At 60.1% G+C, this 19038-nt stretch carries 18 protein-coding genes; 4 read left to right on the top strand and 14 right to left on the bottom strand.

Features of this window, described 5'->3' with window-relative positions:
• Positions 1-36 precede the first annotated feature (36 nt).
• The 8 genes from tcuC to ybfF form a co-directional block, all read right to left on the bottom strand.
• Positions 37-1332 (bottom strand): MFS transporter, encoded by a 1296-nt coding sequence (tcuC, locus tag AC3EMD_RS19080; RefSeq protein ID WP_012968692.1) that lies wholly within the window; start codon positions 1330-1332, stop codon positions 37-39.
• 55 nt (positions 1333-1387) lie between these two features.
• Positions 1388-2527: a tricarballylate utilization 4Fe-4S protein TcuB gene (tcuB, locus tag AC3EMD_RS19075; protein ID WP_047666128.1), complete on the bottom strand. Its 1140-nt coding sequence runs from the start codon at positions 2525-2527 to the stop codon at positions 1388-1390.
• Entirely contained in the window at positions 2514-3917 is a 1404-nt protein-coding gene (gene tcuA / locus AC3EMD_RS19070; protein WP_008805662.1) for an FAD-dependent tricarballylate dehydrogenase TcuA, read from the bottom strand. Before tcuA ends, tcuB begins: the two co-directional genes overlap by 14 nt.
• Before the next feature lie 97 nt (positions 3918-4014).
• Positions 4015-4947, bottom strand: coding sequence for a tricarballylate utilization LysR family transcriptional regulator TcuR (tcuR, locus tag AC3EMD_RS19065; protein ID WP_302073641.1), 933 nt, complete (start codon positions 4945-4947; stop codon positions 4015-4017).
• A 127-nt stretch (positions 4948-5074) separates the two neighbouring features.
• Positions 5075-5527 carry a ferric iron uptake transcriptional regulator gene (gene fur, locus AC3EMD_RS19060; protein WP_002894761.1) on the bottom strand — a complete coding sequence of 151 codons (453 nt, stop codon included), beginning with the start codon at positions 5525-5527 and terminating at the stop codon, positions 5075-5077.
• Between the two features lie 291 nt (positions 5528-5818).
• Positions 5819-6349, bottom strand: coding sequence for a flavodoxin FldA (gene fldA / locus AC3EMD_RS19055; RefSeq protein ID WP_002894765.1), 531 nt, complete (start codon positions 6347-6349; stop codon positions 5819-5821).
• A 151-nt stretch (positions 6350-6500) separates the two neighbouring features.
• A complete protein-coding gene (gene ybfE, locus AC3EMD_RS19050; protein WP_012542441.1) occupies positions 6501-6794 on the bottom strand; it encodes a LexA regulated protein in 294 nt (97 codons plus the stop codon).
• Positions 6795-6927: 133 nt separating this feature from the next.
• Positions 6928-7701 (bottom strand): esterase, encoded by a 774-nt coding sequence (gene ybfF / locus AC3EMD_RS19045; protein ID WP_012542440.1) that lies wholly within the window; start codon positions 7699-7701, stop codon positions 6928-6930.
• A gap of 183 nt (positions 7702-7884) precedes the next feature.
• Here ybfF and seqA point away from each other — a divergent pair, with 183 nt between their 5' ends.
• The 3 genes from seqA to AC3EMD_RS19030 are packed head-to-tail and all read left to right on the top strand — an operon-like array spanning position 7885 to position 10598.
• Entirely contained in the window at positions 7885-8433 is a 549-nt protein-coding gene (seqA, locus tag AC3EMD_RS19040) for a replication initiation negative regulator SeqA (protein WP_012542439.1), read from the top strand.
• 32 nt (positions 8434-8465) lie between these two features.
• Positions 8466-10106, top strand: coding sequence for a phosphoglucomutase (alpha-D-glucose-1,6-bisphosphate-dependent) (gene pgm / locus AC3EMD_RS19035; RefSeq protein WP_002894773.1), 1641 nt, complete (start codon positions 8466-8468; stop codon positions 10104-10106).
• A 54-nt stretch (positions 10107-10160) separates the two neighbouring features.
• Complete coding sequence (locus AC3EMD_RS19030; RefSeq protein ID WP_032734978.1) at positions 10161-10598, top strand: hypothetical protein; 438 nt, start codon at positions 10161-10163, stop codon at positions 10596-10598.
• Here the strand turns inward: AC3EMD_RS19030 and kdpE are convergent.
• Genes kdpE through kdpF form a run of 6 tightly spaced genes read right to left on the bottom strand, consistent with a single transcriptional unit; the run spans position 10580 to position 18365 of the window.
• Complete coding sequence (gene kdpE, locus AC3EMD_RS19025) at positions 10580-11257, bottom strand: two-component system response regulator KdpE (RefSeq protein WP_002894776.1); 678 nt, start codon at positions 11255-11257, stop codon at positions 10580-10582. The two genes, AC3EMD_RS19030 and kdpE, sit on opposite strands and share 19 nt — an antisense overlap.
• Positions 11254-13941 (bottom strand): two-component system sensor histidine kinase KdpD, encoded by a 2688-nt coding sequence (gene kdpD / locus AC3EMD_RS19020; protein WP_012542437.1) that lies wholly within the window; start codon positions 13939-13941, stop codon positions 11254-11256. Before kdpD ends, kdpE begins: the two co-directional genes overlap by 4 nt.
• Positions 13942-14517: a potassium-transporting ATPase subunit KdpC gene (gene kdpC / locus AC3EMD_RS19015; protein ID WP_012542436.1), complete on the bottom strand. Its 576-nt coding sequence runs from the start codon at positions 14515-14517 to the stop codon at positions 13942-13944.
• A gap of 10 nt (positions 14518-14527) precedes the next feature.
• Entirely contained in the window at positions 14528-16576 is a 2049-nt protein-coding gene (gene kdpB, locus AC3EMD_RS19010; RefSeq protein ID WP_110216313.1) for a potassium-transporting ATPase subunit KdpB, read from the bottom strand.
• A 20-nt stretch (positions 16577-16596) separates the two neighbouring features.
• On the bottom strand, positions 16597-18276 hold the full coding sequence (kdpA, locus tag AC3EMD_RS19005; RefSeq protein ID WP_012542435.1) for a potassium-transporting ATPase subunit KdpA: 1680 nt from the start codon (positions 18274-18276) through the stop codon (positions 16597-16599).
• Complete coding sequence (gene kdpF, locus AC3EMD_RS19000) at positions 18276-18365, bottom strand: K(+)-transporting ATPase subunit F (protein WP_020323459.1); 90 nt, start codon at positions 18363-18365, stop codon at positions 18276-18278. The genes kdpA and kdpF overlap by 1 nt, the downstream gene beginning before the upstream one ends.
• Before the next feature lie 307 nt (positions 18366-18672).
• On the opposite strand from kdpF, the gene AC3EMD_RS18995 reads away from it, so the two are divergent.
• Positions 18673-18882, top strand: coding sequence for a DUF2517 family protein (locus AC3EMD_RS18995; protein ID WP_004142243.1), 210 nt, complete (start codon positions 18673-18675; stop codon positions 18880-18882).
• Positions 18883-19038 lie beyond the last annotated feature (156 nt).

The raw sequence follows: 19038 nt of genomic DNA, 5'->3' as shown, positions 1-19038 counted from the left end.
CAAACGGGCGGAGCATACCTCCGCCCGTTTGTTTTTTTAGCGCTGACTCTCCGCCGGCTGATAGCCTCGGCTCAGCCGCACGAACAGCAGCGCGGTGGCAATGAACCCGCACAGCGCAGCGCACATTAGCCACCAGCCCGGCGCGCTTTTATCGCCGGTGAGCTCGACCAGGGCGGTAGAGATAGCCGGCGTCAGGCCGCCGAAAATGGCAGTAGCGAGACTAAAGGCCAGAGAGAAGCCTACAGTGCGGACGTACACCGGCATCACTTCGGTGAGCGCCGCCACCATCGCGCCGTTATACATCCCAAAGAAGAACGAGAACCACAGCAGGACCAGCGTCATACGGGTGAAATCGGGCGCGGCGGTGAGCCAGTGCATCACCGGCCAGGTGGTGAGCAGCGCCAGCAGGGTAATGCCCATCAGCACCGGACGACGACCGATCCGGTCAGAGATCGCCCCGCCAATCGGTAACCAGATAAAGTTGGAGATGCCCACCAGCATGGTCACCAGCAGGCTGTCGCGAGCGCTGAGGTGCAGCACCGCTCTGCCGTAGGTCGGCGTATAGACGGTGATAAAATAAAAGGTGGTGGTGGTCATCGCCACCAGCAACGTCCCGGCGGTAATAATGCGCCAGTTCCTGGCGATAGTGGTCAGGATCTCTTTAGTATCCGGGCGATGTTTACGCTGCAGGAACTCCTCAGTCTCCTGCAGCGAGCGGCGCAGCACGAAAATCAGCGGAATAATCAGACAGCCAATGAAGAAGGGAATGCGCCAGCCCCAGTCGGCGATCTCCTCATGCTCCAGCGTGGCGTTTAGCGCGTAGCCAATCAGCGCCGCCATGACGATAGCCACCTGCTGGCTGGCGGATTGCCAGCTGGTATAGAAGCCTTTATTGCCCGGCGTGGCGATTTCCGACAGATAAACCGACACCCCGCCAAGCTCGACGCCCGCGGAAAACCCCTGCAGCAAGCGGCCCACTAACACGAGGATCGGCGCCAGCACGCCGATGGTCTGATAGCCAGGTACCAGGGCGATGAGTAGCGTCCCGCAGCCCATGATCGCCAGGGTGACCATCAGCCCTTTGCGGCGCCCGATTCTGTCGATATAGGCGCCGAGGACCACCGCGCCGATGGGGCGCATCAGGAAGCCCGAACCAAACACCGCAAAGGTCAGCATCAGCGCTGCGAACTCGCTCTCCGCCGGAAAGAAGGTGCGGGCGATATAGGTGGCATAAAAGCCAAACAGGAAAAAGTCGAACTGTTCGAGAAAATTACCGCTGGTCACGCGGAGGATAGCGCCGACGGTGCCGGCGCGCGTGGATTGTTGCGTCATAGGGTGTGCTCTCCATTGTCTTTATCTTGTTTTTATAGAGGTAAGAGGGAGCGGGTTAGTCGCCTGCGACTGCCGCCTGTTTTCCGCGCCGCTTCTCAATTGCCCACTTGAGTAGCGCCGCACAGCGATAAAATCCGTGGGCAAATTTTCCGTAGGGAAGGGTTAAGAACAGGGCCATTACCACCCCGAGGTGAACAGCGAGCAAAATACCCATCCATGAGGTATCCCGTCCCGCCAGCAGCGCCAGGCCGGTGAAGCTGGTCAGCAGCAGTAGCAGGATAAAGCCGCGGTCCATCGGTTTTTGTCGTGCATCGCCGTGCAACGGCGACCGGCGCAGGTTTAGCCACAGCAGGCCAGCCGGCCCCACCAGCAGGCCGATGCCGCCAAGGGTCCCGAGGATCACGGGGACGCTGAAGAACGGGTAGGGGGCTTCCTGGCCGGCGAAATAGTGATAGCCCGTGGCCACCACGGTGGCGGCGAAGCAGAGCATAAAGCCGTAGAAGGTGAAGTGGTGGAAACGGCGGCGCAGCAGGGTGAAGGCGTCATCGGCTTCGTTGCAACCTTTGCCATGCCCGCCATCGAGATATTTCAGCGTCAACGCATCCTGTGAGGCCTTGGCGATATCAACCGCGTGCGGCTGGCCCGGGGAGATCTCGCGCCAGAAGCGGATCACCCCGGTCATCAGCAAGCCAAAGGCCAGCACGAAGACCGAGCCAAACATCCACGCCAGCAGGTTATGCGGGAATATCTGATAGAAATCGCCGGCCAGAGGAGAGTGAAGCAGCGAGCCTTTAAGCCCCATCGCCAGCAGCAGAAAGAAAATCAGTCCGCCGACCAGCGCCAGTACGGTGGTCACGCCAGCCCGGCGGTACAGGCTGCCAAAGGCGGCGGGCTGGGCGTAATGCTGATAAGTTTCCAGCCGAACTTCGGCCATCGCCTTCGGCACGTTAATCGCGAATTCGTGCGGCGGCGCGTACTGACAGGCGTGCAGGCAGGCGCCGCAGTTATGACACAGGTTAGCCAGATAGTTAATATCTGCTTTGCCAAAGGCCAGGCGCTGGGTCATCGCCGGGAATACGGCGCAAAACCCTTCGCAGTAGCGGCAGGCGTTACATACCTGCATCACCCTTTCCACTTCCGCCTCCGGCTCGGTGATGATCTGCGCCTCAATGATCAGCTTCTCAAGCGACTTCATGGTGTTTCTCCTGCTGTGCCGCCCGGGCGGCTTGCTGGCCGGCAATGCGGCCGAAGGTGGTGCCGATCGACATCCCGACGCCGGCGGTATAGCCTTTGCCCAGCACGTTGCCAGCCATCATTTCCCCGGCGACAAACAGGTTGCGGCTGGGTTTACCGGCGAAGTGGACGGCGGCGGTGTCGTCGACGTAGAGCCCGAGGTAGGTGAAGGTGATCCCCGGACGTAAGGCATAGCCGTAGTAAGGCGGCGTATCGATAGGCCGCGCCCAGTGGGTCTTTGGCGGCGTCAGGCCGGCGGTGGCGCAGTTATCCAGGCGGGTATGATCGAACTGGCCTGGCGCGCAGGCGGCATTATAGTCGGCGATGGTTTGCGTAAAGCGTTCGCTGTCCAGGCCGAGCTGGCGGGCCAGCTCGGGAAGGGTGTTGGCCTGAGCGCCGGGAAAGACGGGCGGCATAAAGTGGCCGATGGCTTTGCTGTCGATGATCGAGTAGCCGATTTGCCCGGGCTGGTGGGCGACCAGCCGGCCCCAGATGGCATAGCGTTTGGGCCAGAAATCTTCTCCTTCATCGTAAAAACGGTCGGCATCGCGGTTGACCACTACCCCCAGCGACACGCAGTCGACGCGGGTACAGATCCCGCCATCGTAGAGCGGCGCCCGGGCGTCAATGGCGACGCAGTGGGACTGCGAGGGATCGCCGATAATATCGGCCCCGGCGTCGATCATAAACTTGAGCAGCACTCCCTGGTTGAAGCGGGTGCCGCGGATGAGAAAGTTATCGGCGGGCCATTCACCGCGGTCATTTTGCCCCCAGGCCTCGCGCAGCCATTCGCGGTTGGATTCAAATCCGCCGGCGGCGAGGACGCAGCTTTTCGCCACAATCCGTTCCTCGCCCGCCAGCGCGGCGACAAATTCGCCGTTGCGCAGCTCGAGAGCCTGCACCGGTGTGTTGTAGCGGATCTGCACCCCCATTTGCTCCGCGCTGCGGTAATAGGCATTGACCAGCGCTTTGCCGCCGCCCATAAAAAAGGCGTTGGTGCGGGCCACGTGCAGGGCGCCGGAGAGCGGCGGCTGAAAGTTAACTCCGTGCTGGCGCATCCAGTCCCGGCATTGTGACGAGGTGCGGATCACCAGTCGGGCCAGCGCTTCGTTGGTATTCCCCTCGGTGACGCGCAGCAGATCCTGCCAGTACTCTTCTTCCGGGTAGCTGTCGACCAGCACGTCCTGCGGCGCATCGTGCATACAGCGCAGGTTACGCGTGTGCTGCGAGTTGCCGCCGCGCCACTCCCGCGGCGCCGCCTCCAGCAGCAGCACCGAGGCGCCGGCCTCCCGGGCGGTTAAGGCGGCGCATAGCGCGGCATTGCCGCCGCCAATCACCAGTACATCCACCATTATCGGCTCCATTACAATTTAATTAATTGTTAAATTTGTAATGGGAATGTAGGTGGTAACAGCGGTGAGGCGCTATGGTGTAATGCTAAAGAGGGGTTTAGTGAGCGTAAAGGGTAGCACCCGGCCAGCGGTCAGACTCCACCAGCTGGCGCATGACTTTGCTGAGTATCACTCGAGCCGCAAGGCCTGCCGGAGTGAGTTCATCATCAGACAGACTGACCAGAAAGTTGGGGCGACTGAGTATCGGGTTGACGACGTCGATCACCCTCAGCGCCTGATGGTCGAGGTGGGAGATGGCGGCCCCGGGCTGCAGGGTGGCCCCCAGTCCGCTGCGCACGGCCTGCATCAGCAGGGCCAGACCGTCAATGTCCGCCACCACCTCAACGCTGAGATGATGCTGCTGGCAAACTGCCTCCAGCCTGCCGCGCAGGCCATGGCCATGGCCCTGGCTTGGCATAATCAACGGCAGGGAGGTGAGCTGGTCAGGGGAGATGTGGTCCTCCTGCAGGGGGGCCAACAGCGCATGGGTGCCAATCAGGAACAGGCGTTCTTCCAGCACCGGTCTGGCGCTCCAGCGCAGGATCTTTTCCTGCTGGAAAACGATAGCTAAATCGAGCTGGCGGGTGTTGATCATCCGCTCCAGATTACCGGAGAGGCTTTCCACCAAATGCAGGCGCACGTCGGGATAGCTTTCGCGCATCGCATTGATGAACGGGACGCCGAGAACGGAGGCGGTGCTGGGGGCCATGCCGACGCTAACGTGGCCTGACAGGCGCGCCTCGCGGGCGGCGAGGATGGCATCATCGGCATGGCGCAGCGCCAGCTGTGCCTGCGAGTAGAAAGCGAGACCCGCGCTGGTGGGCGTGACCCCGCGGGAGGTCCGCTGCAGCAGGCGAATGGCCAGTTCGTTTTCCAGGCGTGCGATCTGCTGGCTGAGCGCCGAGACGCCGATATTAAGATCAAGCGCGGCGCGCCCCATGCTGCCGGTTTCAACAATGCGCACAAAATAGCGTAGCTGGCGAAGTTCCATATCAACTCTCCGGACAAAACGGGGACGCGGGAAGGTCACCTGTGGGACGAGAGCGGTAAGGGCAGCAGAGGCGCCCATAAAAAAGCCAACCGGCAGGTTGGCTTTTCAGTCTCAGCGAAGCGGGGAATTATTTTTCCACCGCGTCGTGGGCGTGTTCGTCCTCGCGGCAATCACCTTCCGCACAATGACCGTACAGATACAGACTGTGGTTGGTCAGGCGGATGCCGTGGCGGGAGGCAATTTCACGCTGGCGTAATTCGATCGAGTCATCGCTGAATTCGATCACTTTGCCGCAGTCGAGGCAAATCAGGTGATCGTGGTGATGCTGCTGGGTCAGTTCGAAAACGGATTTACCGCCTTCAAAATTATGACGAGTCACGATACCGGCATCATCAAACTGGTTGAGTACGCGGTAAACGGTCGCCAGACCGATCTCTTCGCCCATGTCGATCAGGCGTTTATATAAGTCTTCCGCACTGACATGATGGTTATCCGGTTCCTGCAGCACTTCAAGGATTTTCAGTCGAGGAAGTGTGACTTTCAGGCCAGCCTTCTTTAATGCGGTATTGTTGTCAGTCATGCGGAATCTGTCCTGTTGCTAAACGATCTACTTCCTTCAACGGAAGTCATACAGAAATTAACCCGACGTAATGCGTCTCATTATAGAACTGCCACTGGTAAATGAAAACTGCAAGCATCAGGCCTGGTTTGCTGTCAAAAACGAGGCACCAGCTACAAACTGCGTCACGTGCCTCGTAGAATCAGAGGACATTGTACAGATATGTGATTAAAAGTTAAAAACTTGTAGCTATTAGTTTGATTGCTTTTGTCTATTAATGCGACGCAACTCAATGATTGCGCCGCTTAATCATCAGGCGTTTTTGATTTCTTCGAGGTGCAGCTCTTCGGCAACCTGCTTCACCCATTTCTCAACGCGCTCGTTGGTCAGCTCCGGCTGGCGGTCTTCATCAATGGCGAGGCCGACGAAGTGGTCGTCATCTGCCAGGCCTTTGGAGGCCTCAAAATGATACCCGGCTGTCGGCCAGTGACCGACGATGGTCGCGCCGCGCGGCTCAATGATGTCGCGGATGGTGCCCAGCGCGTCGCAGAAGTATTCTGCGTAGTCTTCCTGGTCGCCACAGCCGAACAGCGCCACCAGTTTACCATTGAAGTCGATCTCTTCCAGCGTCGGGAAGAAGTCGTCCCAGTCACACTGCGCTTCGCCGTAGTACCAGGTCGGGATACCGAGCAGCAGAATGTCGTGGGCTTCCAGGTCTTCTTTGCTGCTTTTGGCAATGTCGTGAACATCAGCAACATCTTTACCAAGCTGCTTTTGAATCATTTTTGCAATATTTTCGGTGTTGCCGGTGTCGCTGCCAAAAAAGATGCCGATGATTGCCATGAGTAAAATAACCTCTTGAAACTTAAATGATGTGGTAGGGACGCGATGCCCATAGATAACGGCAATCATAGCAGAACAGGCAAGGGCGCGGAAACAGCAATCACGCCCGACTGCACACTCTGCTACACGAATGCGGATTTTTCGCGGAAAGTTAGACTTTTCCCTGGCTGTGCAGGGCGCGCAATTGGGTCATCAGCATCTCTTCAATGAGATCGCTGCGGCTCATATTACGCGCTTCCGCCAGTTCATTGAGCGCATCGACCGCGTCGGCGTTGAGTTTTAACTCGACGCGCTTCAGCCCGCGAACCTTATCGCGTTTCAGCTGGTTACGTTTGTTGATGCGCAGTTGTTCATCGCGCGACAGCGGATTGGTTTTCGGTCTTCCCGGGCGACGCTCGTTTGCGAACAAATCTAATGTCGTACGGTCCGTTTGTTCTTTTGCCATGATTCTGAGTGACTTCGGGGAAACAAGCTGCCGGGCTCTAGCCGGCGCAGATAGCGCGCCATCATACATCAGGCGAACGGCTGCGCCAACGACCGCGGGCATTCTGCGGCGCGGTCGGGCATATTTTAGCCAATCAGGCGGCGATGCTCGTCAGATAGCGGCGGATGGCGCGTAACACCGCCTCGGGTTTCTCGGCATGCACCCAGTGTCCGGCGCCGGCGATGACGTGCGCCCGGGCCTGCGGGAACTGCGCCAGCAGCGCGTCGCGGTAGGCGTCGGTCACATAGGGCGAGTTGCCGCCGGGAATAAACTGCGTCGGGTGCGGCCAGGCCGGAATGGTTTCCCAGCCGACGATATGCGGGTACTGGTCCCACAGCACCGGCACGTTAAAGCGCCATTCGCCGTCGACAAAAGATTTCAGCAGGAACTGAATCACGCCCTCTTCCCGCAGATGCTCACGCATCACCTGCGCCGCCTGCTGGCGGCTGCTGGCGGAGGATTCGCTGACGGCGCGGATAGCGGCGAAGATCTCATCATGGCGGCGCACATGATAATCCACCGGCGCGATATCGATCGCCACCAGTCCGCTGATGCGTTCCGGCGCCAGGGCGGTCAACGCCATCACCGCTTTCCCGCCCATCGAATGGCCGATAAAGGTGGCGCGCTCGATCTGGTGCGCGTCGAGCGTATCAAGCAGATCCTGCGCCATGGCGGGGTAGGTCATCTCTGGCGATCGCGGCGACAAACCGTGGTTGCGCATATCGACCTGCACAATATCGTGGTCGGCGATCAGGTCGCGGGCGAGGATGCCCAGGTTGTCCAGGCTGCCAAACAGACCGTGGACCAGCACGATCGGGGAGTGGTTGTGCGGATTCTGTGCAGATTGCGCTCGGCTATTTAATTTCATGGCAAAGTTCTTTTTTTCGCTCCGTCGGGTTAGGGTATTATGTTGGACATTCTGCCATCCGGCTGCAAGACCCAGAAGTTTTCTGAGTTTTACCGCCATCCTGGTTTGACGCTATCCGCGGTTGGGATTTGTACTTATAATCCCAACGATTTGTATTCAGAAAAGATATCGCACTGGATTAAGATGAAAACAATTGAAGTTGATGATGAACTCTATCGCTATATTGCCAGCCACACTCTGCATATCGGCGAGAGCGCATCCGACATTTTACGGCGCATGCTGAAATTTTCCGCCGTTTCCCAACCGGCTACACCGGTCAGCAAAGCCGCGCCGGCACTGGCGCCAGCGCCTGCCGTGGAGGTGAAACCCGCTAACCCGGCGAAAGATAAAGTCCGCGCCATGCGCGAGCTGTTGTTATCTGATGAATACGCCGAGCAGAAGCGTGCGGTGAACCGTTTCATGCTGGTGTTGACGACCCTCTATTCTCTGGACAATAAAGCATTTGCCGAGGCGACTGAGTCTCTGCATGGCCGCACGCGCGTCTACTTCGCAGAAGATGCGCGTACGCTGCTGAAAAGCGGTAATCAGACCAAACCAAAACAGGTTCCTGGTACACCGTGGTGGGTTATCACTAATACCAATACCGGCCGTAAATGCAGCATGATTGAGCACATCATGCAGTCGATGCAGTTCCCTGCGGAGCTGATTGAAAAGGTTTGCGGCACGATCTAGCTTTTTAACATTTGCACCAGAAGGATCAGGCAATGGCAATCGATAAACGTGCGGGGCAGCCTGCGCAACAGAGTGATTTGATTAACGTCGCCCAACTGACTGCTCAGTACTACGTGCTGAAGCCTGAAGTCGGTAATGCGGAGCATGCGGTAAAATTCGGCACCTCTGGCCATCGCGGTAGCGCGGCGCGCCACAACTTCAACGAACCGCATATCCTGGCCATCGCCCAGGCCATTGCGGAAGATCGTGCGAAGAACGGGATCACCGGTCCGTGCTATGTCGGCAAAGATACCCACGCCCTTTCCGAGCCGGCGTTTATTTCGGTGCTGGAAGTGTTAACCGCCAACGGCGTTGACGTGATCGTGCAGGAAAACAACGGCTTCACTCCGACGCCGGCGGTCTCCAATGCGATTCTGGTGCATAACAAAAAAGGCGGTCCGCTGGCAGACGGCATTGTGATCACCCCGTCACACAACCCGCCGGAAGATGGTGGTATCAAGTACAACCCGCCAAACGGCGGCCCGGCTGATACCAACGTCACCAAAGTGGTGGAAAACCGCGCCAACGAACTGCTGGCCGCCGGCCTGCAGGGCGTGAAACGCATTTCTCTGGACGCGGCGCTGGCTTCTGGTCACGTTAAAGAACAGGATCTGGTGCAGCCGTTCATTGAAGGGCTGGCGGACATCGTCGACATGGCGGCGATCCAGAAAGCGGGCCTGACGCTGGGCGTCGATCCGCTGGGCGGGTCCGGTATCGAATACTGGAAACGTATTGGCGAACACTACAAGCTCAATCTGACCATTGTGAACGATCAGGTTGACCAGACCTTCCGCTTTATGCACCTCGATAAAGACGGCGCCATCCGTATGGACTGCTCCTCAGAGTGTGCGATGGCAGGCCTGCTGGCGCTGCGCGATAAGTTCGATCTGGCGTTTGCTAACGATCCGGATTACGACCGCCACGGGATTGTCACCCCAGCCGGGTTGATGAACCCGAACCACTACCTGGCGGTAGCGATCAACTACCTGTTCCAGCATCGTCCGCAGTGGGGCAAAGAGGTGGCGGTGGGTAAAACGCTGGTCTCCTCAGCGATGATTGACCGCGTGGTGAACGATCTGGGCCGCAAGCTGGTGGAAGTGCCGGTGGGCTTTAAATGGTTTGTCGACGGCCTGTTCGACGGCAGCTTCGGCTTCGGCGGCGAAGAGAGCGCCGGGGCCTCCTTCCTGCGCTTTGACGGCACGCCATGGTCCACCGATAAAGACGGCATCATCATGTGCCTGCTGGCGGCGGAAATCACCGCGGTGACCGGGAAAAACCCGCAGGAGCATTACAACGAACTGGCGGAACGCTTTGGTGCGCCGAGCTACAACCGCCTGCAGGCTTCCGCGACCTCCGCGCAAAAAGCTGCGCTGTCCAAGCTCTCTCCGGAAATGGTCAGCGCTGACACCCTGGCGGGCGATCCGATCACTGCTCGTCTGACCGCGGCGCCGGGCAACGGGGCGGCGATTGGCGGCCTGAAGGTGATGACCGACAACGGCTGGTTCGCGGCGCGTCCGTCAGGCACCGAAGACGCCTACAAGATCTACTGCGAAAGCTTCCTCGGCGAAGAGCATCGCAAGCTGATTGAAAAAGAAGCGGTAGAGATTGTCAGCGAAGTGCTGAAGAACGCGTAACCGCAGCCAAACATCAGGCCCCTTGTGGGCCTGATTTTTTTCGCAAGGATAGCGATGAAAATACAACGGAAGTCCCTGTTTTTATTCTGGGCGTGGATGGATCTCTTTTTCGTCCTGCAATTCTTATGGTGGAATATTGCCCACCGCCGCCTCCCTTTTTACGACGACCTGCTGGCTTATCTCCAGCTGCTGCATACTTACGGCTCTGGGGCGGTCTGGCTGTATCCGCTGAATGTTCTGCTGATTATCAGCATCCCACTGTCGATGATCCTTTTTTTCCGTCAGAGCCGCTATGCGCTGTGGCTGGCCTGGGGGCAGGCGCCGCTCAGACTGGTGTTTATGCAGCCTTCGCTGTCGCTGGGTCTGTGGCTGATTCAGGCTGCCGGCGTCATGCATGTAGCGATCCTGGCCGGTTTTCTGCTGCTCTCTGAAGGGCTGAAAATCGCCAGCCTCTGGTACTGCAGAGGCGGGGCTCAGGGCATAAAGCGATAGCCAATGCCGGTTTCAGTCAGCAAATGCTGCGGCCGTGCCGGATCGGCCTCCAGCTTTTGTCGCAAATGACCCATATAGATCCGCAGATAGTGGCTGTGCTCCACGGCGTTAGGCCCCCACACCTGATTCAGCAACTGGCGCTGGGTAAGCACTTTGCCGGGATTATTCAACAGCGCCGCCAGCAGGCGAAACTCGATGGGCGTCAGGTGGATCTCTTCGCTGCCGCGCAGGATGCGGCGGGCGGGGATATTGACCTCCAGGTCAGCGAAGCGCACCACTGGCTCATCGGCCTGCGCCGCGCCGTGGCGACGCAGCGCGACGCGCAGGCGAGCCTGTAGCTCGCCGATGCCAAAGGGTTTACTTAAGTAGTCATCGGCGCCGGCATCCAGGGCGGCAATTTTGTCATGCTCTTCGCTACGCGCTGACAGGACGATAATCGGCATCTGGCTCCACTGACGCAGGTCGCGAATAAAATCAATGCCGTCACCATCCGGCAGGCCCAGATCGAGGATCGCGAGGTCGGGCTTGCGGGTGGCGGCTTCAATCAGCCCACGCTGCAGGGTTTCCGCTTCAAATACGCGCATGCCGTCGGCTTCCAGCGCGGTGCGCAGAAAGCGTCGGATAGCGTGTTCGTCTTCGATAATCAGAACGTTAATCACAATTCCTCAGGTAGCTCTTCCAGTTCAGGGGGCGTTTCTCCCGGCAGTGTAACACGGAATGAGGCACCGCCCTCGGGCCGGTTGCTGGCGGAGATGGTCCCGCCGTGAACGTCGACGATGGCCTGACAGATGGCAAGGCCCAGCCCGACGCCAGGGATCGCCGACTCTTTGTTGCCGCGGGCGAATTTATCAAAGATAGCCTGTTCCTGGCCTGCCGGGATCCCCGGACCGTTATCCCATACCTCCAGCGACAGCTGCCGGGCGTCCGCCTCGGCGCGGATGCCGATGTTCGCCCGGGCGCCGGCATACTTATGGGCATTTTCCAGCAGGTTGATCAGCACCCGCTCGAACAGCGGCCCGTCGACATGCACCAGCTGGAGGGGATCGGGGAGATCCAACTGAATGTGCTGGCCGCCGAGGCTCGGTTCGAGCATGCGCAGCGCGCTGCCGACCACTTCCTCCAGCGTCAGCCACTCCTTATGCAGATTAAAGCCGCCGGACTGGATCCGCGCCATATCCAGCAGGTTGTTCACCAGACGGGTGGTGTTGAGCACATGCTGGCGAATTTCATTGGCCTGAGGAGCATGCTTTGAACCTTCGCTGGCCAGATCGAGGGTCAGAATTTCCGCCTGGCCAAACAGCACGGTTAGCGGAGTACGCAGATCGTGCGACAGGGCGGCGAGCAGCGAGTTACGCAGGCTTTCCCGCTCGCTGGTCAGCCGGGCCTGCTCTTCGCTGGCGGTCAGGGTGAGGCGCTCCAGGGCGCTGGCCACCAGCAGGGTAAAGGTCTCCAGCAGCCGCTGCTGCTCCGGGATCATCAGCTGGCGCAAATTCTCCGGTTCCACCACCAGTAGTCCCCAGGTGCGGGCGGCGCTCTTCAGCGGTAAAATTTGGTACGGCACGCCGGGCAGGGTATCGGTGCCGGCGCCGGCAGGCTGCCCCTTATCAAAGCTCCAGCGGGCGATGGCGTCATCCCATGGGGTCAGCCCTGGCTGGTGGGTTAAGGGCAGCAGTTTTCCCTGGGCGTCCGGCAGCAGCAACTGGCTGCGGGCCTGAAAGGTGGAGGCGATGAAGCGCTCGCTGGTGGTGGCGATATCCTGCTGGCTACGACCCACCGCCAGCGCTTTAGACATCTCATACAGGTGGCGGGTACGGCGTTCACGGTAGCGCGCCACCCGCGCCTGGTAGCGTACGCCAGCGGTGAGGTTACCGATAAGCAGGCCCACAGTGAGCATCACGCCGAAGGTGAGCAGATACTGGACATCTGACACCGCCAGCGTCCCGCGCGGGGCGACAAAAAACAGATCGAAGCTGATAACGTTGATCACCGTCGCCAGCACCGACGGCCAGCGGCCATAGACCAGGGCGATGATCACCACCCCCAGCAGATAGAGCATCACCAGGTTGGCGGCTTCGAAGGCCATCAACCACTGCATGGCCACCAGGGTGATGATGGCGCATAGCGCCACCGCCACCGCGCAGCCCTGCAGCTGCAGGCGCCACTTTTCCAGCGCCGTACGGCTGTCGTTGGCCCGGGCAGGGAGAGGGGACGGTTTTTCATCGAGGGCGATCACCACCAGATCGAGGTCCGGCGCATGGCGAGCCAGACGGTCGGCGAAGCCGCTGCGATCCCACCAGCGGCGTTTGCGCTGGCGGCCGATGACGATTTTGCCGAGGTTATGCTCGCGGGCGTAATGGAGGACCGCTTTCTCTTCCGACGGGTCGGAGAGGGTGGCGGTTTCGGCGCCCAGCTCCTGGGCCAGACGCAGCGCGGCGAGAATAGCCCGCCGCCGGGCTTCCGGCAGGCGGTGCAGGGAAGGGGTCTCGACATACACTGCATGCCAGACGCTGCCCAGGCGGGCGGCGAGCCGGGCGGCGGCGCGCACCAGCTTTTCGCTGCCGGTGTTGTGCCCGATACAGAGCAGGATCGCATCGCGGGTGTGCCAGACTTTCTCCTGGCCCTGGCGGTCGCGCCAGGCGCGCATCTGTTCATCGACGCGGTCGGCGGTGCGGCGCAGAGCCAGCTCGCGCAGCGCAATCAGATTGCCCTTGCGGAAAAAGTTTTCGATGGCGCGCTCGGCCTGGCCGCCGATATAGACTTTGCCCTCATTGAGCCGCTGGCGCAGATCGTCAGGGGGGAGGTCCACCAGCACCACGTCGTCCGCGGCGTCAAAGAAGGGGTCGGGAACGGTCTCCCGCACCTGCACGCCGGTGATCCCGCTGACGACGTCGTTCAGGCTTTCCAGATGCTGGACGTTGACGGTGGTAAAGACATCAATTCCGGCCTCCAGCAGTTCATCCACATCCTGCCAGCGCTTCGGATGGCGGGAGCCGGGCGCATTGCTGTGCGCCAGCTCATCCACCAGAATCAGCGCCGGACGGCGGGCGAGGGCGGCGTCGAGATCGAACTCATACACGTACCGCCCGCGATGAGCGAGCCGCCGCGGCGGCAGGGTGCTCAGGCCCTCCAGCATCGCAGCGGTCTCTTTTCGGCCGTGGGTCTCCGCCACGCCAATCAGAATATCCAGCCCCTGGGCGCGCAGCCGCTGCGCTTCCGCCAGCATCGCCCAGGTTTTCCCCACCCCGGCGCAGGCGCCGAAGAACACTTTCAGTTTGCCGCGATGCGGGGCGGCGGTGTGCTGCAGCAGGCGGTCAGGGTCCGGGCGCAGCGGCTCGTCACTCATTTACTTATCCTTCAGGGCATCCAGCGCCATATTGAGTTGCAGTATATTGACCACCGGCTGACCAAGGAAGCTCAGCAGCGGGGTTTGTGTGGCCTGGTTCACCAGCTGGCTTACCTGCTCAACGCTCAGCTGGCGCGCTTTAGCCACCCGGGGGACCTGCCACAGCGCGGCGGCCGGGGTCAGGTTGTTATCGAGACCGCTCGCCGAGGTGGTGACCAGCTCGACCGGTACCCGCGGGTCGGCGTCCGGGTTCGCGGCGCGCAGGGCCTGTACGCGCTCGCTCACCGCTTTATCCAGCGCCGGGTTGCTGGCGGCAAGGTTGCTGCCGCCTGACGCCATGGGATTATCCGCCGTCTCAGCGGTGGCCGACGGGCGGCCCTGGAAATAGCCTGCGGCAGTATAGTTCTGGCCAATCAGTCCGGAGCCGCGCACTTCACCGTTCAGGCGGATCAGCGAGCCGTTGGCCTGTGAGTTAAACCACCATTGTCCCAGGCTGGTGGTCAGCAGAGGATAGACGCCGCCGGTGAGCAGCGTTAACAGAATAAATAGCACAAGTGCTGGACGAATCAATGACATAGTTTTTTCCTCACACCAGACCGCTCAGGGTCAGCAGCAGGTCGATGGCTTTAATACCGATAAAGGGCACCAGCAGACCGCCGAGGCCGTAGATCCACAGGTTGCGGCGCAGCATCGCCGAGGCGGAGAGTGGGCGATAGCTCACGCCTTTCAGGGCCAGCGGGATCAGGAAGACGATGATCAGCGCGTTAAAGATAACGGCGCTGAGGATCGCTGACGACGGTGAATGCAGGCCCATCACGTTCAGCATGGCCAGCTGGGGATAGACCGCGGCAAATGCCGCCGGAATAATGGCGAAATATTTCGCCACGTCGTTGGCAATACTGAAGGTAGTCAGCGAGCCGCGCGTCATTAACATCTGTTTGCCGATATGGACCACCTCAATCAGCTTGGTGGGGTTGGAATCCAGGTCGACCATGTTGCCTGCTTCCTTCGCCGCCTGGGTGCCGGAGTTCATGGCCACCGCCACGTCGGCCTGAGCCAGCGCGGGCGCATCGTTGGTGCCGTCGCCGGTCATCGCCACCAGCCGACCTTCCGACTGATACTGGCGGATCAACGCCAGCTTGGCTTCCGGCGTCGCTTCGGCGAGGAAATCATCGACCCCGGCCTCGGCGGCGATCGCCGCGGCGGTCAGGCGGTTATCGCCGGTGATCATCACCGTTTTAATGCCCATTTTGCGCAGCTGGGCGAAACGTTCTTTGATACCGCCTTTAACGATATCTTTGAGCGAAATAATCCCCAGCACCTTTTCCCCTTCGGCGACCACCAGCGGCGTGGCCCCCTTGCGGGCGACCTCTTCCACCTGCTTATCGACATCGGCAGGGAAGTGGCCGCCGTTGGCCTCCACGTGGCGGCGAATGGCGTCCACCGACCCTTTGCGGATCATGCGTTGATCAATATTGATGCCGCTCATCCGCGTTTGCGCGGTAAAGGGGACAAAGGTGGCGTGCAGCGACTGCAGATCGCGTTCGCGCAGGTTAAAGCGCTGTTTCGCCAGCACCACGATGCTGCGCCCCTCAGGGGTTTCATCCGCCAGCGAGGAGAGCTGGGCGGCGTCGGCGAGGGTTCGCTCTTCCACGCCGCGCGCCGGCAGGAAGGCGGAAGCCTGACGGTTGCCGAGGGTAATGGTCCCGGTTTTATCCAGCAGCAGGACATCGACGTCGCCAGCGGCCTCCACCGCGCGGCCGCTGGTGGCGATCACGTTGGCGCCGAGCATACGACTCATCCCGGCGACGCCGATGGCCGACAGCAGCCCGCCGATGGTGGTCGGGATCAGGCACACCAGCAGGGCGACCAGCACGGTAACGCTGACCGCATTGCCGCTCCACGCCGAGAACGGCCAGATGGTGGCGGTGGCCAGCAGGAACACCAGCGTCAGGGCGATCAGCAGGATCGTCAGGGCGATCTCGTTCGGCGTTTTACGGCGCTGGGCGCCTTCCACCATGGCGATCATCCGGTCGAGGAAGGTTTCTCCCGGGTTCACGCTGCAGCGGATCACCAGCCAGTCGGAGAGAATGCGTGTCCCGCCGGTCACCGAGGCAAAATCGCCACCGGATTCACGGATCACCGGGGCAGACTCGCCGGTAATGGCGCTTTCGTCGACCGAGGCGCCGCCTTCGATGACTTCGCCATCGCAGGGGATAATATCCCCGGCTTCCACCAGCACCACGTCGCCTTTGCGCAGGTCTTCCGCTGGCACGTGGTCGACCGTCGCGTCATGCTGCGGGGCGCGCAGTTTGCGGGCGAAGGCCGTTTTTTTCACCCCTTTCAGGCTGTTGGCCTGGGCTTTGCTGCGGCCTTCCGCCATCGCTTCGGCAAAGTTAGCGAACAGCACGGTAAACCACAGCCAGATGCTGACGGCGGCGGTAAATGTGGCGCTACCGGTCAGGGCGCCGCCAGCCATGGCGATCGCCAGCAGGGTGGTTAACAGACTGCCCACCCAGACGATAAACATCACCGGATTGCGCCATTGCACCATCGGGCTGAGTTTTTTCACGGCATCCAGCAGCGCCTGGCGCACCAGCGTCGGCTCCAGCAGGGCTAATTGTTTGCGACTCATAACAGGGTGCTCCGCATCGCTCAAAGTAAGGAAAAGTGTTCAGCCAGCGGGCCAAGCGCCAGCGCAGGAATAAAGGTCAGGGCGCCCACCAGCAGCACGGTGCCGATCAGTAAACCGATAAACAGGGCGTCGTGGGTGGCCAGGGTGCCGGGGCTGGCCGGTTGAATTTTCTTCGCCACCAGCGAGCCGGCGATGGCCATCACCGGAATGATGACGGCGAAGCGGCCGACCAGCATGCAGAACGCCAGCAGCAGGTTCCAGAACGGCGTCGCCGCACCCAGGCCAGCGAAGGCGCTGCCGTTGTTATTGGCCGCCGAGGTGACGGCGTACAGCACTTCGCTAAAGCCGTGCGGTCCAGGGTTGAACATCCCGGCGCGGCCGGCGTCGGTCATCATCGCCAGCGCCGTGCCAAGCAGCACCAGCGTCGGGGTGACCAGAATGGCGAGGGCGATCATTTTCATTTCCCGGACATCGATTTTCTTCCCGAGATACTCCGGAGTGCGGCCGACCATCAGCCCGGCGATAAATACCGCCAGCATAACGAACAGCAGCATGCCGTACAGGCCCGAACCGACGCCGCCGAACACCACTTCGCCAATCTGCATCAGCCACATCGGCACCATGCCGCCCAGCGCGGTGAAGGAGTCATGCATGGCATTGACCGCGCCGCAGGAGGCGGCAGTGGTGATCACCGCGAACAGACTGCTGGCGAGAATACCGAAGCGACTCTCTTTACCTTCCATATTCAGGCTACTGTCAGCGCCCAGCGTCAGCAGGTGGGGGTTGCCGCGAGTTTCCGCCCACATCACCACGGCGACGCAGAGGATAAAGATCAGCGTCATTGCCCACAGGATGGCGCGCCCCTGGCGGCGATCGCTCACTACCTCGCCGAAGGCGAAGCACAGTGCTGCCGGGATCAGGAAGATTGCCAGCATCTGCACGAGATTGGTCAGCGCGGTCGGGTTTTCAAACGGGTGAGCGGAGTTGGCGTTAAAGAAACCGCCGCCGTTGGTGCCCAGCAGCTTAATCGCTTCCTGCGAGGCGACAGGCCCCATCGGCAACAGCTGGTGCGCCCCTTCGAGGGTGGTAAAGGGCTGGTAGGCCAGCAGATTCTGCGGCACACCCTGCTGAATAAAGAACAGGGCCACCAGCAGGGAGAGCGGCAGCAGCAGCCACAGGGTAATGCGCGTCAGGTCGACCCAGGCATTGCCAAGGGCGGACATTTTCTGCCGGGCGAAGGCGCGGGTCAGGGCGAATACCACGGCGATCCCGGTGGCGGCAGAGAGGAAATTCTGCACCGTCAGGCCGACCATCTGGCTGAGATAGCTCATGGTGCTTTCGCCGGCGTAAGCCTGCCAGTTGGTATTGCTGACAAAGCTGACCGCCGTGTTGAGCGCCAGATCCCATGACAATCCCGGCAGATGCTGCGGGTTAAACGGCAACACGCCCTGGAGCATCAGCAGGGCAAACAGGGCCAGGCCGCCGAGGGCGTTAAACAGCAGGATCGCCAGCAAATACTGCAGCCAGCCCATCTCCTCGGCGCGGATCCCGGCCACGCGCCACAGGACGCGCTCGACGCCGGCCAGGCCGGGAAGCGGGATATCGTTCATCATCCTCGCCAGACACGTCCCCAGCGGACGCGCCAGCACCAGCAACACCAGCAGGTAGCTGGCTAATAATAAAAATCCCTGGGCAGCCATCAGAATGCCTCCGCGTGTATCAAGGCATAAACCAGATAAGCCAGTAACAGGAACACCAGCCCAACGCCAGTGAGTACGCCTGCAGTCACAATCCACCTCCGGGTGTCTTTTTTGATTTACCGGGAGAATAGAAATTACGGCGCAAAGATTTCGCAAAAATCGGCGGGCGCGGTGTAAAAAAAGTATAAAAATGACAAAGGCACAATTTAACTGATGGTTAGTATTAATTTAACTTTTTTGTAACTAATTTACGTGGTGAATGTAAATTAAGTATAAATACGTGCTTTTTAGTGGTCGGATGAGTAGTAAAATTACAACCAGAGCGGTATCATTTTGCTCAGACAAACATGATTAATTTTACCGGCGCTGCTTGCCGGCCTGACAAAGGGGAGAGAAATGATGGCGTTGTACAAAGCTTATCCTGCTCATATTATTTTACTGCGTCGTGCTTTCGCCGTCGTGGCTGGCGTCGCGGCGCTGCCGGTGATGCTGTTCTGGAAAGATCGCGCCCGCTATTACAGCTGGCTGCACCGGGTGTGGTCGAAAACCAGCGAGCAGCCGGTGTGGATGGCGCAGGCGGAAAAAGCCGCTCACGATTTCTATTAATCCGTCCTGCTGCGACGAAGACAAGAAAACCGCCGGTTGCCCCCGGCGGTTTTTTTTCGTCGCTTGTCTACACTCGTTTTCATGCACCGCAGTGGAATTGGCAGGTGCTTATTTTGCCGGAGCGCGCTATTTTTTCCGGCTTATATCATGAGATGA

This window comes from Klebsiella sp. PK18 (genome assembly GCF_057784655.1).
This window is presented reverse-complemented; position numbering and strand designations above follow the sequence as displayed.

Coding starts and splice junctions, on each gene's coding strand:
- kdpB (WP_110216313.1), bottom strand. CDS start 16,576: ATGAGTCGCAAACAATTAGCCCTGCTGGAGCCGACGCTGGTGCGCCAG.
- AC3EMD_RS18995 (WP_004142243.1), top strand. CDS start 18,673: ATGATGGCGTTGTACAAAGCTTATCCTGCTCATATTATTTTACTGCGT.
- tcuB (WP_047666128.1), bottom strand. CDS start 2,527: ATGAAGTCGCTTGAGAAGCTGATCATTGAGGCGCAGATCATCACCGAG.
- seqA (WP_012542439.1), top strand. CDS start 7,885: ATGAAAACAATTGAAGTTGATGATGAACTCTATCGCTATATTGCCAGC.
- fur (WP_002894761.1), bottom strand. CDS start 5,527: ATGACTGACAACAATACCGCATTAAAGAAGGCTGGCCTGAAAGTCACA.
- AC3EMD_RS19030 (WP_032734978.1), top strand. CDS start 10,161: ATGAAAATACAACGGAAGTCCCTGTTTTTATTCTGGGCGTGGATGGAT.
- kdpA (WP_012542435.1), bottom strand. CDS start 18,276: ATGGCTGCCCAGGGATTTTTATTATTAGCCAGCTACCTGCTGGTGTTG.
- tcuA (WP_008805662.1), bottom strand. CDS start 3,917: ATGGTGGATGTACTGGTGATTGGCGGCGGCAATGCCGCGCTATGCGCC.
- ybfF (WP_012542440.1), bottom strand. CDS start 7,701: ATGAAATTAAATAGCCGAGCGCAATCTGCACAGAATCCGCACAACCAC.
- fldA (WP_002894765.1), bottom strand. CDS start 6,349: ATGGCAATCATCGGCATCTTTTTTGGCAGCGACACCGGCAACACCGAA.
- kdpD (WP_012542437.1), bottom strand. CDS start 13,941: ATGAGTGACGAGCCGCTGCGCCCGGACCCTGACCGCCTGCTGCAGCAC.
- kdpC (WP_012542436.1), bottom strand. CDS start 14,517: ATGTCATTGATTCGTCCAGCACTTGTGCTATTTATTCTGTTAACGCTG.
- tcuR (WP_302073641.1), bottom strand. CDS start 4,947: ATGGAACTTCGCCAGCTACGCTATTTTGTGCGCATTGTTGAAACCGGC.
- tcuC (WP_012968692.1), bottom strand. CDS start 1,332: ATGACGCAACAATCCACGCGCGCCGGCACCGTCGGCGCTATCCTCCGC.
- ybfE (WP_012542441.1), bottom strand. CDS start 6,794: ATGGCAAAAGAACAAACGGACCGTACGACATTAGATTTGTTCGCAAAC.
- pgm (WP_002894773.1), top strand. CDS start 8,466: ATGGCAATCGATAAACGTGCGGGGCAGCCTGCGCAACAGAGTGATTTG.